The organism is Streptomyces sp. MUSC 14, assembly GCF_001866675.1.
GTDB lineage: Bacteria > Actinomycetota > Actinomycetes > Streptomycetales > Streptomycetaceae > Streptomyces.
Map to the genome: position 1 here is coordinate 156,215 of NZ_MLYN01000035.1, position 19,473 is coordinate 175,687.

The window sequence follows — 19,473 nt, forward strand, 5'->3', positions numbered from 1 at the left end:
GTTAGCGACCGGAGATGATCTCAAGGGTGCGGCCGCCGGTCCGCGGATCGACCGTCTCCACCGCGGTCTTGTGCGGATCGCCCGCCCGCACCCGAGCGATCACCGAGTCCCGTGCCTCGAAGTCCGTCAGAGAGCTGCGGTACAGCGTTCGCAGCTGTCCCAGTGACAGCGCCGAGGTCGACTCCAGCCAGGCGACAGCCTGTGCGTCGTCCGACTCGCCGCTCAGGGCCGCACGCAGTTGGGCGGTCTGGTCGGACATGTCGGGGTGACAGCGGTCGATGAACGTCTGCAGCCGCTCGCCCTCGTCGGTGAACGGCGAGAAGACCATGGCGACGAGCGCCGGCTCCTCCAGGCCGAAGGCGTCGCGTGCGAAGTCGGCGGAGAGCCGACGACGCTGCCCCATCTTCTCGGGCGAGTCGTAGCGGTCGAGAACGAGCTGCGCGAGGTGTTCCGGCATCTCCTTCTTCTCCATCAGCTCCTTGCCCAGGTGCAGATACTCGGTGATGCCGTCCTCGTACGTCCGGTTCTGGACGTACTGGGTCCGCAGCCCGCGGAGGTGCGCCATGAGGTTCGGGTTGGCACAGTCCGACTCGCTGAAGCTGAAGGCGAGATCGTCGAACTGGAAGCCCAGGAAGTCGACGATCAGGTCCCAGTGGTCGTGCACGCGGTAGCTGACGTGATCGTAGATCGAGATGAACTCGGGCTGCACCGAGCGACCGCCGGTGGAGACCTCGCGCTCGGACAGCTCCGCCTCGGCGTCGTCGCCGAACAGCTCGCGGAAGTATGCGTCGCCGATGCCGCGCAGGGCGATCAGCAGTCCCTGGAAGCCCATCTTCCGGCACTGCTCGACATCGATGCCACTCGCCTTGGCCAGGCGCAGGATCCACGCGGAGTACAGCAGCTGCTCGCGGCGCGAGTCGCCCGTGACGACCGCGTCCACTCCGCCCTGCCACCACGCCGCGCGCCCGTAGAAGTCGGCCACGGACAGGTTGCAGCTGTTGCAGAAGGTCGGTCGGCCGTCGCCCGCCGACCGGTGGCCGTTCATCAGCACGTCGACGCGGTTGATGGCGATCATGCGCTCCGGCAGCGGGAGCACACGCTGGAAGGGGCGGATCAGGGTGTGGTCGACGGTGATGAGCTCGACCCGCTCGTCCTCCAGCAGCCCGAGAGCCCGGTAGACGCGGTCGATGTTGTCCATCACCGACTGGGGTACCCCGGCGTGTCGCATGTTGGCGACCCGCATGACGAAGGTGCGGTCGAAGCTGTCCTGCAGGTACAGCTGGACGGCCCGCACGAACGCGACGACGTACGTGCTGTCCTTTCCGCCGCCGTAGGCGACCATGAGCTTGTACTGCGGGAGCTGGTCGAGGCCGCCCGCGGCGTCGATGATCTGTTCGCCCGTGGCCTTGACGCCGGCGATCTCGACCTCGCTCAGGTAGCCCAGGAGACGCGAGTAGAGAGTCTTTTCATGCTCACGGGTGGCCTTACCCGCCTCGTAACTCATACGGAGACTGCCTCGAATTCAAAGTTCTCGATGATGTGGTGGATGTCGGACTCGACCTTTTCCTGGTCCTCGTGGAGCAGGATGAACCGCCCGCTGTGCAGGGCGTCGTATGCCCCACCCGGCTGCATCACCTCGCCCACCGAGGGCAGGAGTTCCCGCCAGATGGTCGGAACGCGCTCGCTCATCGACTCGACCTTGAGGACCCGCGCGGGCAGATCGGCCGGCTTGGGAAGGATGAGCCAGCCACCGGCCGGGTCACCGGACTTGACCGGCGGGGTGACCGACTCCCCCGACAGCGATCGCAGCCAGACCTCGTAGAGGTTGACGTCGAACAGCTTGTTCAGCAGGTGCGGGACCTCACCTCCGCCGATCCTGCCGCCGATCTCCAGGAAGACCAGCTCGTCCCCGGGAGTCAGGAACAGTTCCAGGTGGAACGGCGTGTCGTACATGCCGAGCGCGGATACGCACTCCTGCGTGAACGCCTCGATGCGATCCCGCAGCCGCGACCGCTGGAGCACCACCGATCCCAGTGGTGCTCCGGATCCGAAGGCGAGGCAGTCACTCACGTACCGCGAGGCGACCTGGAAACGGATCTCCGACCCCGCTCCGATGTAACCGTCGACGTGGTAGATGTCTCCCTCGATGAACTCCTCCAGCTCATACCGGGACAGGTCCACCGTCGGCAGCAGCCCCATGAGCTCGGACTCGCCGTCCACACGGTGGACGCCGATGCTCGCCGCACCGTCAACCGGCTTCAGGATGACGGGATAACCACAGGTCCTGGCGAACGAGAGCACCTGGTCTCGGTCCTCGCAGGCCGCGAACCGCGGGACCCGGAGGCCCGCCTTGACGAGTTCCTGCTTCATCCGGACCTTGTCGCGGTACACCGCGACCTCGTCGGAGGTGGGTCCCGGGATGCCGAGGTCCTCACGCACCCGGGCCGCGATCTCCAGCGTGAACTCGGACAGCGCGATCAGCTGGTCAACGGGACCGGAGCGTTCAGCGATTTCGGCGACGGCCGTACGCAGCGCCTCGAAGTCGTTGACGTCGTCGATCTGCACCAGAGAGGAGATCTTCGACGGGTCGACAAGCACGCCTTCGGCGCCGAGCTCGTCGACCACATAGCTCACCCGGTGCCGGTCGTGGTCGACGAACTCCTCGTACCGGGTGAGCTCATTGTCCCAGCGCACTCCGTCCGAGAACCTCGGCCAGCGGTTGACGATGACTATATGCATGAACGAACTCCAGCTCCTGCTACTTCCGTTGCGTCCCACGGCGGCACGACCGCCGCCTCCGCCTGCCACTCGGAGAAACCTTCCGAGACGCCGAAGTTCAAGAATGCCCGGAACCGGGTGATGGCGTCCTCGCCCACAAAGACGTCGGTGTACCCGTGTGCCAGGAGATCGCGCCTTACGCGGTCGTTGTCCGATTCGGCGGTGGTCAGCTTGCCACCGACGACACAGGGCATTTCGATTCCGTGATCGTGCAGTGCGGACAGCAGGACACGGGCGCCGTGGTGGCCGTGCCCGTTGACGCTGGACACCACGAGAAGATCCGGCCGGTACTCGGATATCCCCCGCACCACGAGGTCCACCGGCGTGCAGCTGCCGAGGTTTCGTACCGCTGCGCCGTTCTCCTCCAGGAGCTTCTGGAGATAGACGAGGTTCCAAATGTGCGAATCGGACTCGACAGTGCTTACTAGGCACCGGAATGAGGTACTCACGCTTGGGCTCCTACGGGAACGCTTTCACGGATGGCGATGGCCCGGCGGAAGCTGCGCATCGTCAGGGGAAGAAGCACGGCACCGAACAGGAAGAGGGCGATTGCAAGCCCGGCGACGAGCCTCTGCGGACCGACCGCGGTGGCAGCGCTCCCGACGAGCAGGCCGGCGAGGGGATAGGACAGCAGGTTGAGCAGGTAGAAGGGCCCCATCACCTTTCCCAGATGCTCCTGGGGAATGACCCTTATACGTTGTGTCCGGTTGTAGATGTTGTAGAGCGCGTCGCCCGTCAGTACCGCGATGTACAGCACGGCGTAGACCGCGAAGGACGGGGTTACGCCGACGAGGAGCAGACCGACCGCGAGCAGGCTGAATCCGAACACTCCGAGGAATTCGACGCTGAACTTCTTCAGCAGGAAGGGAATCACCAGAAGGTTGATGAGGCCAATCACACCGACGCAGGTGTTCAGCAGCGCGAACGCGGAATCCGGCGCCTTGAACACACCGGTGACCAGCGCGGCGTTCATGCTCAGCAGCGCCGCGAGGGCGAAATTGATGGCGAAGTTGAGCAGGCCCAGCAGGAGCACCGGCCTGTTGCCCACCAGCAGCGACCAGCCGAGTTTGAGTTCGATCAGGCCGGCCCGGGCGCTCTGCCTGGCCTTCGGGGTGCTCGTGCGTGGCAGGGGGAGCCAGCAGGCCCCGGCGAGCGCGAAGACCGCTGCCGCTATGCCGAGCAGCCATACCTTGCCCAGCATGATGGCGGCGAGCATGGCGAGGGCCGGGCCAAGGGCCATGGCCAACAGCTCCATGTTCTGCACCAGCGCCTGTGTGGCGGCCAGCCGTTCCCCCTTGGCGATCTGGGGAACCATCTTCTCCACGGACATCCGCACCGGTGCCACCAGCACGGACAACAGGGCCCCGCTGGTCATCAGCGCGCCTGTGGTCACGGACGGCCACAGCAGGAGGACCGTGACGACGGCGCAGAGGACGGCGGCCCGTCCGCCCGCCACCCGTGAGAAGAGCCGCGCGCCGCCGTCCCGGTCGGCAAGCAGCCCCGCGAAGGGGTAGGCGATCAGTCCGGGCAGCCATTCGAGTGCGAAGGCGAAACCGAGTGTGGACAGCTCTTTGCTGTCCTGGAAAATCAGCAAGGGGACGCTGAAGAGCACGACCTGCTCGGCCATGAGGCCGAGCAGCACGCCGCCTGCGAACAGCGCACGGTGCGATCGTGGCACGGGCGTTGTCATCGCGGTTACGCGTTTCGCTCGTGCTCACGGATGAGGGGCAGAACGCGGGTGTAGAAGTTCCGCATCTCGTCCCGGGTGGGCCAGCCGGAGAAGATGAACTCGCTCACACCGGCGGCCTTGTACTGATAGAGGTAGTCAGCGACTTCCTGGTGGCTGCCGACCACGCACAGCGCCGGACCGCCCCGGTAGGCGACGGCGCCGGACCACAGCATCGGCGAGAGCCAGTCGCCCTCGGCCTTGTCGGCCAGCTCGAACGAGGTCTTCACGGCAGCCGAATCGGACTTCGCGACGAAGTCCTTGACCCACGCCTTGTGGTCTTCGTCGGGGTTGCGCATCATCTCCGCGAGCTCGGCCAGGGCCTCCTCGCGGGTGTCGCGGGACAGTACGTGCATGCGTATGCCGACGCGGCAGTCCTGGGCCAGGAGGGGCTCGGTGACCCGGGCTATGCCCTCGGGGGTGTCACCGTAGCGCAGCCAGCAGTCTCCGTACTCGGTCGCCGTCTTCTGGGCGACTTCGGAGGCGCCGCTGATGTAGATGGTGGGCCGGCCGCCACCCTTGAAGCCGAGGCCGATCTGAGCGTCCTCGACGCGGTAGTGCTGACCGGTGAAGGTGATCGGCTTCTCGTCTCGCCAGAAGCGATGCAGGATGTCAAGGAACTCGTTGGACCGCGCGTAACGGTCGTCGTGCGCCAGGAAGTCCCCGTAGTAGCCCTGTTCGACCGGCGATATACCCGCCACGAGGTTCAGCGAGATCCGACTGTCGGACATCCAGGACACCGTGTTCACGACCTGCGCGAAAAGAGTCGGCGACAGCAGGCCCGGTCGGTAGGCAAGAATGAACTTGACATTCTTGGTCTCACGGACGAGGGCGCCGATCATCGGGAGCGGATCGGGCATGTGGTAGCTGATTCCCATCAGAAGGGAGTCCACCCCGAGTTCATCGGCTTCCCGCGCGAAGTCGACGATTCCGTCGAAGTCGAGCTGGCCGGTGAGGTATTTTTCACTCGCCTTCTGTTGCCCGCTGTCCAACGGTGAGCACCAGTGGAACTTCAACTCTTCGCTACCTGCCGCCTCGTCGCGGAAATGGCCTTGTGAAGTCATGTAACAACCTTGCCCTTAGCGATTTCTACTAGGTCCGAGGGAAACCAGGTAACCAGCAACTCGCTGCGTGGCGGTATGGGCAGCACTAGGTGGATGGCAAGTCAAAGATGAACAGCACGCCCCGTGCACCCCGTTGATAATGGTCCCCGTTGATAATGGCCCCCGTCAGGAATACGGCGACCACAAGCGGGCGTCCCTGACCCCTTGGCCCGCATTCACCGTGATCTTGACATGGTTAGCGCGACGGAGTCAAGATCGAGACGGCGTTCCGGATCGAGGCCGAAGCTGCTCGGAGGTCGGCCGACCACTCTGCATACGTACAGATGACGGCATGAGTACCTGCCAGGTACATCCAACCGTTCAACGTGATCGCCCCCGGGGGACTCGGAACACAAGATTCGTATGACATCCGTCACAGCTTCAGCCCGCTCTCGCAGCAGACTTCACTTCCGGCGATAACGCTTGTGCTCAATCTCACTGGGTAGAGCCGGTTGAGTCCATTCAATCCCGATACGCATGCGCGGTCGCCGTAACGGAATATCTCGCAGATAGATGCCTGGCGACTCTGCCAGGATTGGAAAGGTTCACGACTTGTCGACCAACACCGCTGGGGACGCCCTCCCTTCCCCGCGCACCCACCTCACCTCCGCGCGGACCCGCGCAACCATGGTGGTGAAGAACAAGTTCCTCGCGGGAGCACGTGAGTTCCTCAACCAGGAGAGCTTCACCGAGCTGCTGCCTCCCATCATCGGCCCGGTGACCGACCCGGGCGCACGCGGCGCCAAGCAGGTCGACATCGACTTCTACGGCCACCGCTACAAGCTGATGACCAGCGGCATTCTCTACAAGCAGGCGTCGCTCCTCAGCTTCGACAAGATCTTCCACCTGGCGCCGAACGTCCGGCTGGAGCCGATGGAGACAGCCGTCACCCACCGGCACCTGGTCGAGTTCCACCAGCTCGACGTCGAGATCGCCGAGGGCTCGCGCGAGGACGCCATGGACGTCGCCGAGCGCCTGACCAAGTACTGCGTGGAGTACGTCCTGCGTAACGCCCAGGAGCAGTTGGAGATCCTCGGCCGGGACGTGAACGAGCTCAAGCAGGTGCTCGACGCCCCGTACGGCCGGACGCCGCACGCCCAGGCAGTGGCGGACCTCCAGGGGCGCGGCCACGACCAGGAACCCAACTCGGAGATCGACTGGCAGGGTGAGGAGATCATCTCCGCCGCCGCGGAACAGCCGTTCTTCATCACCGACTACCCGAAGGGTTCCCGGGGCTTCTACGACAAGGAGAACCCCGCCGAGCCCGGCGTGCTGTGCAACTTCGACCTCATCTTCCCCGGGGGCTACGGCGAGATGATGAGCGGCAGCGAGCGTGAGGCGGACTATCGCAACCTCATGATGCGCATCCGCGAAACGGGCGAGAACCCCGCCAAGTACGAGTGGTACCTCACCCTGGCGCGCGAGGGCATTCCCTCCAGCTCGGGCTTCGGCCTCGGAGTGGAGCGCTTCACCCGCTTCCTGTGCGGGCTTGACGCGGCCTGGCAGGCCACCGCCTACCCCAAGCTGCCGGGAGACCCGCGCCCGTGAGCGACCTCAAAGCACCCGGCTTTCCCGAAGAACGCGTGCGGACGCGTGCCCGCATCGGCACGGCGGATGCTTTTCCCGACACCCGGCAGTACGGCACGACGCTTTTCGGGCAGTACGGCGAGCACGCCGCCGCACCGGTGGACGCGATCGACCGGGCACGCCTGGTGCCCCCCGTGTTCGTGCCACTGCGCATGGAGAAGCTCTTCGACCTCGGCCGCGAGCCCGTGGCAGGAGATGTCGACCTCACAGCGACGGTCGGCGGCTTCCGCTCGGCCCTGCCGGCCTATGTCTCGGCGTTCGGTTCGACCCGGGTGGCCAGCGGGGATCTCGGCCTGGCGGTCGCCCGCCAGGCCGGCCGGCTCGGCATTCCGATGGTGATCGGCGAGAACATCGTGCCCGTGTCGGGCTACGGACGGATGGCCGACGAGAGCGAGAGTTCCCTGCTGGGCCGGATCACCGAGTACACCTGCGCGGTGCCCGACGGGCTCGGCGGCGTGGTCGTCCAGCAGAGTACTGAGGACGCCGACGCCGAGGTCTGGAACCTCGTGTACACCGACCCCGCGGCACAGCCGCTGCTCGAATCGGGCCGGCTGGCATTCGAACTGAAGGTCGGTCAGGGTGCCAAGCCAGGGGTCGGCGGAATGACCCTGGTGCCCAGGGAACGGGGCACCGAACTGGCGGCGCAGTACGACGTCATGGACGTCTGCGGGCCGGACAGCGACGCGGTGCTGCGCTGCAGCAGCCCGGGCACGTTCACCGAGGAAGTGCTGCGCCAGCAGATCCGGCTGATGCGGAACAACTATCCGCGGTGCCGGGTGTGGGTGAAGCTGCCGCCCACCCGTGACGTGGACCGGGCGGCCGCAGTCGCCTGGGGCGCGGGCGCGGACGCGGTCACCGTCGACGGTGCCGAAGGCGGCACGGGCTGGGCTCCGCGCGCCTTCCTCGACCACGTGGGCGTGCCGCTGGCCGAGTGCCTCGATCTGGTCGACGCCGGGGACTCGTGCCTGCTGGTGACGGGTCGGATCTGGGAGGGCGCCCGGGCCGTGAAGTGCCTCACGCTGGGTGCCTCCGCCGTCGGCCTCGGCCGGGCCGCCCTAACGGCAGCCGACGAGGATCCCGAGAACGGACTCGTCGCATTCGTCGAGTGCCTCGCGCTCGAAATGCGTCTGCTGATCAGTTCGTTGGGGAAGTACCAGGTGGGACAGCTGAGTTCGGAGGACATCTGGGTGAACGGCCGCGCTCCCCGGGAACACCCCTCGGACGTCGGCTGACTCGTCGCCTGTCCACCGGCGGCATGTGGCGCGGGGCTGAGAGAGGGCAGGGCAGACTTCCGGGATCGCAGGGGCCTCGGTCCGCGATCCCCTGAGCGAGTCTGCTCCTGCCCTCGCGCGCAGCGGGCACCCGCCCTCTCCCCGGGCTTCCGGGCATTGACGCGCCTTCAGCACTGGTCGAAGATCGAAAATCATCCGGAGCGGTACCGCAATTCCGTGACCTCGATGCCGACCCGGACCCGGGCTGCGCGAGCGAACGCCGGCCCCGCCACTCTTCAAGAGGAAGAAGACTCCGTGACCGTCACCTCCCTCGTCACCGACGATGCCACCGCGCGCCCCTGGACCGTTGCGGTCCTCGGCGCCGGAGGGGTCGGCGGGCTGCTGGCCGCCTTGCTCTCACGCGCCGGTCACCGAGTGATCTGCGTGACCCGGGAGGAGACCGCGCGGACCCTGCGCGAGCAAGGAATTCGTGTGCAGAGCGGCCAGTTCGGCGAGTTCACCGCACGCGTGGAGACGCAGACCGAACTGCGCGAGCCGGTCGACCTGTGCCTGGTCGCGGTCAAGCACACGGCGCTCGACACGGCTCTGCGGCGGATCGCCCCCGAGGTGTTGGGCGACGGTGTGGTGCTGCCGCTGCTGAACGGGATCGAGCATCTGCCCGCCCTCCGCGCCTGCTACGACGCGGAGCGCGTCGTAGCAGGCGTGATCCGTGTCGAGTCGACCCGTACCGCGACCGGTGTCATCGCACACGGCAGCCCGTTCACGGAAATCGACCTGGCAGGCCCCGAGGAGCCCCTGGCGCCACTGGCCGCTGTGCTGGAGAGTGCCGGGGTACGTACCCGCGTGCTGGCGGACGAATCCAGCGCGCTCTGGGCCAAGCTGGCCTTTCTCGCACCGTTCGCTCTGCTCACCACGCGTTATGGATTCACCATCGGCGAGGTCCGGACCGAGCGCCGTGAGGAACTGGTGGCCCTCGTCGAAGAGACCACCGCCGTTGCCAGGGCCTGTGGCGCGCCGGTGGACGCGGCACAGACCTTGGAGCGGTACAACGCGTTTCCCGCCGCCGCCAAGTCCTCCATGCAGCGTGACGCGGAAGCCGGCCGCCCACTGGAGCTCGACGCGATCGGCGGTGCGGTGCTGCGCGCGGCCGACCGCCATGGTGTCGCGGTGCCGGTCGCGGCCCGGCTGATGGCCGAGCTGACCGCCGGCTGAACGCTCCGGGCACGCCCGCGGCAGAGGTCAGCCCCGACTGGGCGTCAGGGACGGCACCACATCGCGGTACGCCAGGAAGGGCCCGACCGACTCGGCGGCCAGCATCGCGTCGACAACCGCCCGTTGGAAGGTGTCCGCCGCCGCGGTCAGCAGGGCGTGGTACTGCTGCGGACCGGGAGCCGGGAGCACCCCGGTCGCCAGGGTGAAGACACTGTCCCCGTCGAACATCGTGTGGACCGGGCGTATGGCTCGGGCCATCCCGTCGTGCGCGATGCCGGAGACCTTCTGTGCCTGGGCTTTGGTGAGCGAGACATTGGTGAGGACAACGCCGATGGTGGTGGCGAGCGGCATCGCGTGCGGTCCGGGCAACGCGGCGATCTCATCGGGAAGGGCAACCCGCAGGTCCGCCGTATCACTGCCGTACAGCCGTCCGGTCTTCCGGCACACACAGTCGCCGACCGCGTTGACGGCGACGACGACCTCGATCTCGATCCCGTCTTCCAGCATGGTCACAGCGTGCCCCAGGCCGCCCTTCAGACCGCCGGCGACGGCCCCCGCCCCGGCTCCCGTATTGCCGGTGCGCACGGGCCCCTCTGCCGCTGCCTCACAGGCCTGGTAGCCGAATGAGGCGCTGGGCCTCTTTTCAAACGCTCCGCCGCGCCCCAGATCGAATACCACCGCGCCCGGCACAATGGGAACGACTTCATGTGCTTTCGACCCCACCGCATATCCGATTCCCCGTTCGGCAAGCCAGTCCATGACGCCCGCCACCGAGGCGAGGCCATAGGAGCTGCCGCCCGTCAGCACCACGGCGTGCACCTTCTCCACCGCGTTGTGGGGCGCCAGCAGGTCCGTTTCATGAGTTCCCGGACCACCACCGCGGACGTCGACACCACCCGTCGCGCCCTTGGGCACCAGAACAACCGTCGTCCCCGTGAGCCAACCTTCTCCGATCCGCTCATGACTGCCGATCAGAACGCCCTTCACCTGAAACTCCCCACATGCCTTGCGCGTCGTTCTCGTCCATCCCCGTCCAGGGATGGCCCCGCAAGATGGCCCCCGTATTCCCGCATCAGTGCCAGCCTGCCGGTCTGGGTGGTCAGCCCGCCCATCGTGATGGATGCCCCCACACAGTCCGGAAGCGTGCAGGACAAGCGGACACGAGAGCCACCGCGGACCCCGCCCCTTGCGGCTGCGACCAGCCTAATTGATGCCATGTTAGGCATCTTGCGGAGCAAGTTGATTGTTTCGTCACACTGGTGATCGTCGTGGCCGCAACCTGCGCATTCACCACGACGACGTACTGGTACCCGTACTGCGGAATTTGAATGTGCTCGACGCCTCGGGGTTGGGCCCTGAAGGGGTGCGGGCTCAGGAGGAATTGGGCCATTTCATGCAGGAATTGCAGGGCCGGGCAGCCAAGTTCGACGAGGTCGGTGCCATGATGCAGGCCGAGAAGCAGCAGTTCGGCGAAGCGAAGGAGAATCAGTGAACGGGTCGCGTGTGGTCAGCATGGGCCACTACCAGCCGCCGCGCGTGCTGACCAATGACGAACTGGCACAGCGAATCGACACGAGCGACGAATGGATACGCAGCCGGGTCGGCATTCAGGCCCGGCACATTGCGGCGCCGGAGGAGAGCGTGGACGTCATGGCCGCAAGGGCGGCGGAGCATGCCCTCGGGCGCGGTTCCCTCGCGCCCGGCGACATCGACCTCGTCCTGGTGGCGACCTGCACTGCGATCGACCGCTCACCCAATATGGCGGCCCGGGTCGCCGCCCGGTTGGGGATCAGCACGGCGGCCACCCTGGACATCAACGTCGCCTGCTCAGGCTTCTCGCACGCGCTGGCCATGGCGGACCACACGATCCGGTCGGGCTCCGCCACCCGGGCCCTGGTGATCGGTGCAGAGAAGCTGAGCGACTTCACGGACTGGGACGATCGCACCAGCTGTGTGCTGGTAGGCGACGGAGCAGGTGCAGCCGTCGTCGAGGCGTCGCCGGAGCGGGAGATCAGCCCGGTCGTTTGGGGTGCGGTGCCCGAAATGAGCAACGTCGTGCGCATCGAAGGCAGGACCGGCACGTTCGCCCAGGAAGGGCAGTCCGTCTACCGCTGGGCGACCACCTCGCTGCCGCCCATGGCACAGAGCGTCTGCGAACGGGCCGGCGTCACGCCGCAGGAGTTGGGGGCGGTGGTGCTGCATCAGGCGAACCTGCGCATCATCGAGTCCTTCGTCAAGCGGCTCGGGGCGACTAACGCGGTCATCGCACGCGACGTGGTCGAGTCCGGGAACACCTCCGCCGCGAGCATCCCGCTGGCACTGTCGAAGATGCTGGAGCGGGGCGAGGTTGCTTCGGGCACGCACGCGCTGCTCTTCGGGTTCGGCGGAGGCCTGGCTTACGCGGGCCAGGTCATCCGGTGCCCGTGAGGGGACTGGTCGGCACGGCGCGAGTCCCGGCGGGCGCGCCAACCGTGCCGGCCGCTTCCTCGTGGCCCGTCCTGCGCGGCCCGTCAGCGGGCTTGGGGGTGCAGAGCAGGCGCCTGGTGGTCCTGCCACACTCTGCGCCAGGGCCCGGCGCGTGGGCGCCGCGCTTGAGTCCGTCCCCAGCGATGTGGAGATTCTGGGGCTCGCGCTGCCCGGCCGGGAGCGGTGTTTCCTGGAACCGTCAGGCTGCACCCTCGACGATGTGCTGGCGAGCGCGCACCGGGAACTGGCGCGGCCGGGTGTCCAGACCGCGCTGTTCGGACACAGTCCGGGCGCGCTGCTCGCCTTCCATGTCGCCGGTGTCCTGGGCGCCGGGTGCAAGGCGTTGGTGATCGGTGGGCAGGTGCCGCGGGGCTGCCGTGCGGTCCTGGAGGCCCAGACAACGGAGCAGCTGCATGAGGTGCTGCTCGCGGGTGGCGGGACCACACCGGAGGTGATGGAGAATCCGGTGCTTCTCCGGGCGGTGACCAAGGCACTCTCCGCTGACGTGGCCCTGGGCAGGGAAGCCTCGGCAGCCGACGCGTCGTTGCGGACGCGGGTGCCCCTGTTCGTGCTCGCGGCGCAGGACGATCCACTGGCTCCCCGGGAGCAGATGGCGGAGTGGGCAGAGCGCACGACGGCGGAGTGCCGGGTCCTCGACCTGCGTGGCGGGCACTTCGCGCTGCTCGCGCCGGAGAACCGGCACACCGTCGCTGACGCCCTCCGGCAGGCCCTGGAGTATGCCGGCTGAGGACGGCGGCCCGTCGCGTGACTGTCCGGTGGTGGTGGATGTGCAGCTGGAGCAGGGCATTTCACGGCAGGTCAGTTCACGTCGAGGCAGGTTTGATCACCGTGAGAAGTCGGGTCGTGCTGGTCCGGCAGGGCGGCTGGTAGTTGATCAGCAGGCCGCCTGTCGGGCGAGCATCAGTTCAGTGCTCGGCCTGCGGCGGGTTGCCCGAGAGCAGAGCGATCCGAGACCGGTGAGGCGATCGCGGCACGGGTCTCGGCGTAGTCCTCGCGCCGGCCGGTGTGCCGCTGAAGCGGGCGCACGGCCGCGGCAGGGCGAGGACGGCCTGCTCGGCGCGGGCGCGGATCTTTGCGTGGGATTGGCTGACTGCTTGTTGGCCTGCGAAAGCGTCTCCCGCCTGCCCCGGTTGGGAGTTCCGACGGTGCCCCGGCACCGCGGTATGCCTTGTCCGCCCAGCATGGGACGCCTGCCACAGCGAGGACGTGGACGATGCCGTGTTCGCGGGCCGCGCGGACGTCGTGGACCGCACCGGGCAGAGCCGGTGATGCCCACAGCGGGCGGCCGGGCGGATCAGCCACGACTTGCACGTTCATGCCGTGCTTCTGGTGTTTTCCAGAGTAGAAGGGCTGGTCGGCAGCTATGCGGTCGATCGACAGCGGCCTCGGTGATGTAGCGGTAGGCAGTTGTGGTGCCGATGCCGGACCCGGCCGCGAGCTGGGCGTAGGTCTGCCCGTTGCGAAGGTGGGCGAGCGTGAGCAGGGTTTGGCGGCCGGCACTCAGGCGTCGCCAACGGGTACCGATCACGCGGCGACGTTCCCGTCGGCGGTGGGAGTCCCCTGGGACTTTTCTGGCACTTCGCGCCGCATCAACGGGCACGGGCTTGAAACAGACGCAGGACCAAATGCTCAGGTCAGCACCTCGCAGCCACCTGACGCCGCAGGTCACAGGGCCGCCTGCGCCCTTCCGGAACATCTGGCCAGCAGGGCTCAGTCAGTCTGCACTCAGCGCCGCCTGCCCATGTCGCCCCCATCGGACTTGCCACCTTGGCAAGGTCCGACCTGCCCGGCATTACGGCTGACACTCCACCAAAACGAACGTCAATCGAGCGTCACGAGCGCCGTTTCAGCGTCAGGACATCGCCCGTAACGCCCGCGCCGCACATCATGCGCACGCGCAAAACCACAGGTCAGGAGCCCTTCCCGGCCGGTTCAAGAATCGCCACGCACTCCACATGATGCGTCATCGGAAACAGATCGAAAGCCCGCAGCGTCCGCACCCGGTACCCGCCCTCGCGGAAGTACCCCAGGTCGCGGGCGAGCGCAGCGGGATCGCAGGCGACGTAGGCGATGCGGCGGGCGCCGAGGGAGGCGAGGTGGGAGACCGTGGTGCGGCCCGCGCCGGCGCGCGGGGGGTCGAGGACGATCAGGTCGACCTCGGTGATGCCCGTGCGCGGGAGGACCGATTCGACCTTGCCCTGTTCGACGCGGACCCGGGGGAAGTCGGCGAGGTTGTGGCGGGCGTCCTCGACCGCCCGCTTGCCGGACTCGATGCCGAGGACCGCGCCCTTCTCGCCGAGGCGGTCGGCCAGTGCCCCCGCGAACAGGCCCACCCCGCAGTAGAGGTCCAGGGCCGTCTCGCCCTTGCGGGGCAGCAGGCCCTGCATGACCGCCGTCACCAGGGTGTCGGCCGCCTTCGGGTGGACCTGCCAGAAGCCGCCGTTCCCGACGCGGTGGGTGCGGCCGTCCGCGCGTTCGCGGACGAAGGGGCGGCCGTGGACGCGGTGCACGCCGCCCGATTTCTCGTCGACGCGCAGGACCGAGACCGGCTTGTCCAGTTCGACCAGGGGGAGGCGGGCACCCGGGCGCGGGGTCAGGATGACCTGGCGGTCCTGGGAGCCCGTCGCCGCGATCGCCTCGACCGACTCCATGCCGGTCCAGTCCCGCCGCTCGATGCCCAGCTCGGACACCCCGGCCGCCGCGATCATGCAGTGGTCGACGTGCTCGACCTCGTGCGAGCGGTGGCGGCGCAGGCCCGCCTGTCCCGTCACGGGGTCCACGGCGTACTGGACGCGGGTGCGCCACTGCGGGACCTCGCCCGCGGGCAGCTTGTCGCCCTCCGCCGGCATCACCGTGCCGTCCCAGCCGGCCTCCTCGGGCGTGAGGCCCGCGAGCCGCTGGAGCTGCTCGGCGATCACCTCGCCCTTGAGCCGGCGCTGGGCGCCCGGCTTGGCGTGCTGCCAGTCGCAGCCGCCGCAGCGGCCGGGACCGGCGAAGGGGCAGGGCGCCTCGATGCGGTCCTTGGAGGGCTCCAGGATGTCGACGGCGTCCGCGCGCAGGAAGCGCGCGCCCTCCTCGCCCTCCGTCACCCGGGCCAGCACCCGCTCGCCGGGCAGCGCGTGCCGGACGAACAGCACCTGGCCCTCGGCCGTGCGGGCGATGCAGTGGCCGCCGTGGGCGACGGGGCCGATCTCGACCTCGTACTCCTCGCCCACCAGAGACTTCGTCGGTTCTGCCTGCATGGCGGGGTGACTCCAGATCCAGAAGGGGAAGCGGCCGCAAACAGGTGGGCCGGACAACAGCCCACCAGTCTACGGCCTCGCAGCTCCCCGCCGGTCCGCGGTCGCACCGACGCCGTCGGCGCCGCCGACGCCTCAGTCCTTGGCCGCCGGGGACTCCTTCGCCGCCGGAGCCGCCTTGGCCCGCTCCGCCGCCGGCCCTCGCCGCACGGCGCCCGGCGCGCTCCACTCCTGGCGCCTGCGGGCGCGCAGCTTGGCCGCCTCGGAGGACGCCAGCTGGTACGGGACGGAGGTGACCATCACGCCGGGCGTGAAGAGCAGGCGGCCCTTCAGACGCAGGGCGCTCTGGTTGTGCAGCAGGTGCTCGTACCAGTGACCGACCACGTACTCCGGGATGATCACCGACACCGCGTCCCGCGGCGACTCCGCGCGCAGGCTCTTCACGTACTCGATCACCGGGCGCGTGACCTCGCGGTACGGCGAGTCCAGGACCTTCAGCGGTACGTCGATGCCGCGCCGCTCCCACTCCTCGCGCAGGGCCTTGGTCTCCGCCGCGTCGACGTTGACCGTGAGCGCCTCCAGGGTGTCCGAGCGCATCAGCTTGGCGTAGGCCAGGGCGCGCAGCGTGGGACGGTGGATCTTCGAGATGAGCACCACCGAGCGCACCCGCGACGGGCGGGCCAGGTCGTCGTCGTCGGCAGGGCTCTCGGGGGCGGCGATCTCCTCGGCCACGCGGTCGTAGTGCCGGCGGATCGCGGTCATCGTCGCGTAGAAGATGCACATGCCCATGAGGGCGACCCAGGCGCCGTGCGTGAACTTGGTGACGAGGACGACGACGAGCACCAGGCCGGTGAAGAAGGCACCGAAGGCGTTGATCGCGCGGGAGCGCATCATGTGGCGGCGCTTGGCGTCGTCCGTCTCGGTCGCCAGGTGGCGGTTCCAGTGCCGCACCATGCCGGTCTGGCTGAGCGTGAAGGAGACGAACACGCCGACGATGTAGAGCTGGATCAGCCGTGTGGAGTCCGCGCCGTAGATGATCGTCAGCAGGCTCGCCGCGCCCGCGAGCAGCACGATGCCGTTCGAGAAGGCGAGGCGGTCGCCCCGGGTGTGCAGCTGGCGCGGGAGGTAGCGGTCCTGGGCGAGGATCGAGCCGAGCAGCGGGAAGCCGTTGTACGCCGTGTTCGCCGCGAGGAAGAGGACCAGCGCCGTCGCCGCCGCCAGTACGACGAACAGGAAGCTGCCCTTGCCGAAGACCGCCTCGGCGACCTGGGAGATCACCGGGTTCTGGACGTAGCCGGAGCCGAGGCCGACGCCGTTGTGCAGCAGGTCGGTCGCCGGGTTCTCCGCCATGTGGACCTTGGTCGTCATGGCGAGGGCGATGATGCCGCAGAACATGGTGACGGCCAGCAGGCCCATCATGGCGAGCGTGGTCGCCGCGTTCTTCGACTTGGGCTTGCGGAAGGCCGGGACGCCGTTGGAGATGGCCTCCACGCCGGTGAGCGCGGCACAGCCGGAGGAGAAGGCGCGCAGCAGCAGGAAGACGAGCGCGAAGCCGGCCAGTCCCTGGTGTTCGGCCTTGATGTGGTAGTCGGCAGTGGGGGCGCGCATGGTGTCGCCGAGGGCCAGGCCGCGGAAGGCGCCCCAGGCGATCATGATGAAGACGCCGCCGACGAACACGTACGTCGGGATCGCGAAGAGCTTGCCGGACTCCTTGACGCCGCGCAGGTTCATCAGCGTCAGCAGCACGATCACGGCGACCGCGCACAGCACCTTGTGCTGGACGACGAACGGGACCGCGGAGCCGAGGTTCTCGATGCCGGAGGCGATGGAGACGGCGACGGTGAGGACGTAATCGACGAGCAGGGCGCTGGCGACGGTCAGGCCGGCCTTGGGGCCGAGGTTGGTGGTGGCGACCTCGTAGTCGCCGCCGCCGCTCGGGTAGGCGTGGACGTTCTGCCGGTAGGAGGCGACCACCGTGAACATCAGCACGACGACCGCGACGGCGATCCAGGGGCTGAAGTGGTACGCCGACACGCCCGCGATGGACAGGACCAGCAGCACCTCGCCCGGCGCGTAGGCGACGGAGGAAAGCGGGTCGGAGGCGAAGACGGGGAGTGCGATGCGCTTCGGCAGGAGCGTTTCGCCCAGCCGGTCACTGCGCAGTGCGCGCCCGATCAGGATCCGTTTGGGCACGTCGGTCAGTTTGGACACGACAGAGGATCGTAAGGGTTCGAACTGGCTGCCGCCCACCCGGCGTCATCGATCTGCCTCACGAGTGAAATCACGGGAGCGCGCGACTGCGGATTCCGTGGTCCGCGCGCTCCCCGTGCCTAGATGGCAAACCCCGCCTGTCATCGCACTTCGGAGGTTCCATGCCCGCCGTCGCGGAGCTGATCGGGGCGACACTCGCCCTGGTCGGCGTCGGAATCCTGACCCTGTGCAGCGTGCGCAGCATCACTCGACGGCGTCCCCGTCAGGTGGTCGCCGACGCGGAGCGCTGACGCGTGTACATGTGATCAACACTCAGTCCACACATGATCAACACCATGCACACCCATGATCAACGCTCTGTACGCGCTTGATCATCACCCCGTACACATGCCGTACACGGCCCTGCCGGCCGCACGGGGGTAGCCAACCCCTCGGCGCCGCTGTGTAGCTTTGGGCGTCGGTCTGAGACCCTGAGGCTGAGCAGTAACTTTTGGACACCGGAAGGACGGTCGTGCACATCGTCATCATGGGCTGCGGAAGAGTAGGTTCCGCTCTCGCCCAGACCCTGGAGCAACAGGGCCACACGGTCGCAGTGATCGATCAGGACCCCACCGCCTTCCGTCGTCTGGGCCCCGGGTTCGGGGGCCGCCGGGTCACCGGCGTCGGCTTCGACCAGGACACCCTGCGCGAGGCGGGTATCGAGGAGGCCGGCGCCTTCGCCGCCGTCTCCAGCGGTGACAACTCCAACATCATCTCCGCGCGCGTGGCCCGCGAGATGTTCGGCGTCGAGAACGTGGCCGCCCGCATCTACGACCCCCGCCGCGCGGAGGTCTACCAGCGCCTGGGCATCCCCACCGTGGCCACGGTGCGCTGGACCGCCGACCAGATGCTGCGCCGGCTGCTGCCGTCGGGCGCCGAGCCGCTGTGGCGCGATCCCACCGGCGGTGTGCAGCTCGCCGAGGTGCACGCGTCGGCGACGTGGGTCGGCCACAAGATCAGCAAGCTCCAGGAGGAGACGGGCGTCCGGGTGGCGTTCCTGACCCGCCTGGGCGAGGCGATCCTGCCGACCTCGCAGACGGTGCTGCAGGAGGGCGACCTCGTGCACGTGATGATGCGGACGGACGAGGTGGCCAAGGTCGAAGCCGCCTTCGCCCAGGGTCCGGAAGAGGAGGGCGGTCACTGATGAGGGTCGCCATTGCCGGAGCCGGCGCCGTCGGCCGCTCGATCGCGGGCGAGCTGCTGGAGAACGGCCACGAGGTCCTGCTCGTCGACAAGGCCCCGACCGCCATCTCGGTGGAGCGGGTGCCGCAGGCGGAGTGGCTGCTGGCCGACGCCTGTGAGATCACGTCCCTGGACGAGGCGGCGCTCCAGCGCTGCAACGTCGTCATCGCCGCGACCGGCGACGACAAGGTCAACCTGGTGGTCTCGCTGCTCGCCAAGACGGAGTACGGCGTCCCGCGCGTCGTCGCCCGCGTCAACAATCCCAAGAACGAGTGGCTGTTCACCGAGGCCTGGGGCGTGGACGTGGCCGTCTCCACGCCGCGTCTGATGTCCGCCCTGGTCGAGGAGGCGGTGAGCGTCGGCGACCTGGTCCGGCTGCTCCGCTTCAGCCACGGCGACGCCAACCTCGTCGAGCTGACCCTGCCCGAGGAGTCGGCCCTGGCCGGCACCCAGGTGGGCGACGTCCAGTGGCCCGAGGACACCTCGCTGGTCACGATCATCCGCGGCACCCGGGTCCTGACCCCGTCCAGGGAGGACTCCCTGGAGGCGGGCGACGAACTGCTCTTCGTGGCCGCGCAGGCCCGGGAGGAGCAGCTGGAGGAACTGCTGTCGGTGCGGCGCGAGGAGAGCTGACCCCACAGGAGAAGGGCGCCCTTGCTGCCAAGGGCGCCCTTCTT

The 19,473-nt window shown here is 68.1% G+C and carries 16 protein-coding genes and 2 pseudogenes; 9 read left to right on the forward strand and 9 right to left on the reverse strand.

Going from position 1 to position 19,473, the window contains the following annotated elements; genetic code table 11:
- Position 1 precedes the first annotated feature (1 nt).
- The 5 genes from BIV25_RS22605 to BIV25_RS22625 are packed head-to-tail and all read right to left on the reverse strand — an operon-like array spanning position 2 to position 5,568.
- Positions 2-1,504 carry a hypothetical protein gene (locus BIV25_RS22605; RefSeq protein ID WP_071374203.1) on the reverse strand — a complete coding sequence of 501 codons (1,503 nt, stop codon included), beginning with the start codon at positions 1,502-1,504 and terminating at the stop codon, positions 2-4.
- Entirely contained in the window at positions 1,501-2,739 is a 1,239-nt protein-coding gene (locus BIV25_RS22610; protein WP_071374204.1) for an acetyl-CoA carboxylase biotin carboxylase subunit family protein, read from the reverse strand. Before BIV25_RS22610 ends, BIV25_RS22605 begins: the two co-directional genes overlap by 4 nt.
- Positions 2,730-3,227, reverse strand: a complete 498-nt coding sequence (locus BIV25_RS22615) for a cobalamin B12-binding domain-containing protein (protein ID WP_071374205.1) — start codon at positions 3,225-3,227, stop codon at positions 2,730-2,732. The genes BIV25_RS22610 and BIV25_RS22615 overlap by 10 nt, the downstream gene beginning before the upstream one ends.
- Entirely contained in the window at positions 3,224-4,420 is a 1,197-nt protein-coding gene (locus BIV25_RS22620) for an MFS transporter (RefSeq protein ID WP_256256005.1), read from the reverse strand. Before BIV25_RS22620 ends, BIV25_RS22615 begins: the two co-directional genes overlap by 4 nt.
- 53 nt (positions 4,421-4,473) lie before the next feature.
- The gene (locus BIV25_RS22625) at positions 4,474-5,568 is read right to left on the reverse strand and encodes an LLM class flavin-dependent oxidoreductase (RefSeq protein WP_071374207.1); all 1,095 of its coding nucleotides are present in this window, start codon (positions 5,566-5,568) and stop codon (positions 4,474-4,476) included.
- Between the two features lie 591 nt (positions 5,569-6,159).
- Here BIV25_RS22625 and BIV25_RS22630 point away from each other — a divergent pair.
- From BIV25_RS22630 to BIV25_RS22640, 3 genes are all read left to right on the forward strand, one after another.
- The gene (locus tag BIV25_RS22630) at positions 6,160-7,155 is read left to right on the forward strand and encodes an asparagine synthetase A (RefSeq protein WP_071374208.1); all 996 of its coding nucleotides are present in this window, start codon (positions 6,160-6,162) and stop codon (positions 7,153-7,155) included.
- Positions 7,152-8,426, forward strand: coding sequence for a glutamate synthase-related protein (locus tag BIV25_RS22635; protein ID WP_071374209.1), 1,275 nt, complete (start codon positions 7,152-7,154; stop codon positions 8,424-8,426). Before BIV25_RS22630 ends, BIV25_RS22635 begins: the two co-directional genes overlap by 4 nt.
- A gap of 294 nt (positions 8,427-8,720) precedes the next feature.
- Positions 8,721-9,638: a ketopantoate reductase family protein gene (locus BIV25_RS22640; RefSeq protein ID WP_071374210.1), complete on the forward strand. Its 918-nt coding sequence runs from the start codon at positions 8,721-8,723 to the stop codon at positions 9,636-9,638.
- A 27-nt stretch (positions 9,639-9,665) separates the two neighbouring features.
- Here BIV25_RS22640 and BIV25_RS22645 read toward each other — a convergent pair whose 3' ends face one another.
- On the reverse strand, positions 9,666-10,625 hold the full coding sequence (locus BIV25_RS22645) for a P1 family peptidase (protein ID WP_071374211.1): 960 nt from the start codon (positions 10,623-10,625) through the stop codon (positions 9,666-9,668).
- Between the two features lie 289 nt (positions 10,626-10,914).
- Between BIV25_RS22645 and BIV25_RS47440 the strand changes: the two are divergent.
- The 3 genes and pseudogenes from BIV25_RS47440 to BIV25_RS22655 all read left to right on the forward strand — a co-directional run.
- Positions 10,915-11,130 (forward strand): annotated as a pseudogene (locus BIV25_RS47440) (acyl-ACP desaturase); the annotation flags it as partial.
- The gene (locus tag BIV25_RS22650; RefSeq protein ID WP_071374212.1) at positions 11,127-12,065 is read left to right on the forward strand and encodes a beta-ketoacyl-ACP synthase III; all 939 of its coding nucleotides are present in this window, start codon (positions 11,127-11,129) and stop codon (positions 12,063-12,065) included. The pseudogene BIV25_RS47440 and the gene BIV25_RS22650, both read left to right, overlap by 4 nt.
- 151 nt (positions 12,066-12,216) lie before the next feature.
- On the forward strand, positions 12,217-12,852 hold the full coding sequence (locus BIV25_RS22655) for a thioesterase II family protein (protein ID WP_177235379.1): 636 nt from the start codon (positions 12,217-12,219) through the stop codon (positions 12,850-12,852).
- Positions 12,853-13,159: 307 nt separating this feature from the next.
- On the opposite strand, the pseudogene BIV25_RS47445 reads toward BIV25_RS22655, so the two are convergent.
- The 3 genes and pseudogenes from BIV25_RS47445 to BIV25_RS22665 all read right to left on the reverse strand — a co-directional run.
- Positions 13,160-13,725 (reverse strand): annotated as a pseudogene (locus BIV25_RS47445) (transposase family protein); the annotation flags it as partial.
- Positions 13,726-14,035: 310 nt separating this feature from the next.
- Positions 14,036-15,367: a class I SAM-dependent RNA methyltransferase gene (locus BIV25_RS22660; protein ID WP_071374214.1), complete on the reverse strand. Its 1,332-nt coding sequence runs from the start codon at positions 15,365-15,367 to the stop codon at positions 14,036-14,038.
- 132 nt (positions 15,368-15,499) lie between these two features.
- Positions 15,500-17,575: an APC family permease gene (locus BIV25_RS22665; protein WP_071374215.1), complete on the reverse strand. Its 2,076-nt coding sequence runs from the start codon at positions 17,573-17,575 to the stop codon at positions 15,500-15,502.
- A gap of 161 nt (positions 17,576-17,736) precedes the next feature.
- On the opposite strand from BIV25_RS22665, the gene BIV25_RS53075 reads away from it, so the two are divergent.
- The 3 genes from BIV25_RS53075 (at position 17,737) to BIV25_RS22675 (ending at position 19,429) form a co-directional block, all read left to right on the forward strand.
- A complete protein-coding gene (locus BIV25_RS53075; RefSeq protein WP_256256021.1) occupies positions 17,737-17,865 on the forward strand; it encodes a hypothetical protein in 129 nt (42 codons plus the stop codon).
- A gap of 221 nt (positions 17,866-18,086) precedes the next feature.
- A complete protein-coding gene (locus BIV25_RS22670) occupies positions 18,087-18,758 on the forward strand; it encodes a TrkA family potassium uptake protein (RefSeq protein ID WP_071374216.1) in 672 nt (223 codons plus the stop codon).
- Positions 18,758-19,429: a TrkA family potassium uptake protein gene (locus BIV25_RS22675; protein ID WP_071374217.1), complete on the forward strand. Its 672-nt coding sequence runs from the start codon at positions 18,758-18,760 to the stop codon at positions 19,427-19,429. The genes BIV25_RS22670 and BIV25_RS22675 overlap by 1 nt, the downstream gene beginning before the upstream one ends.
- The last annotated feature ends 44 nt before the right edge of the window (positions 19,430-19,473 follow it).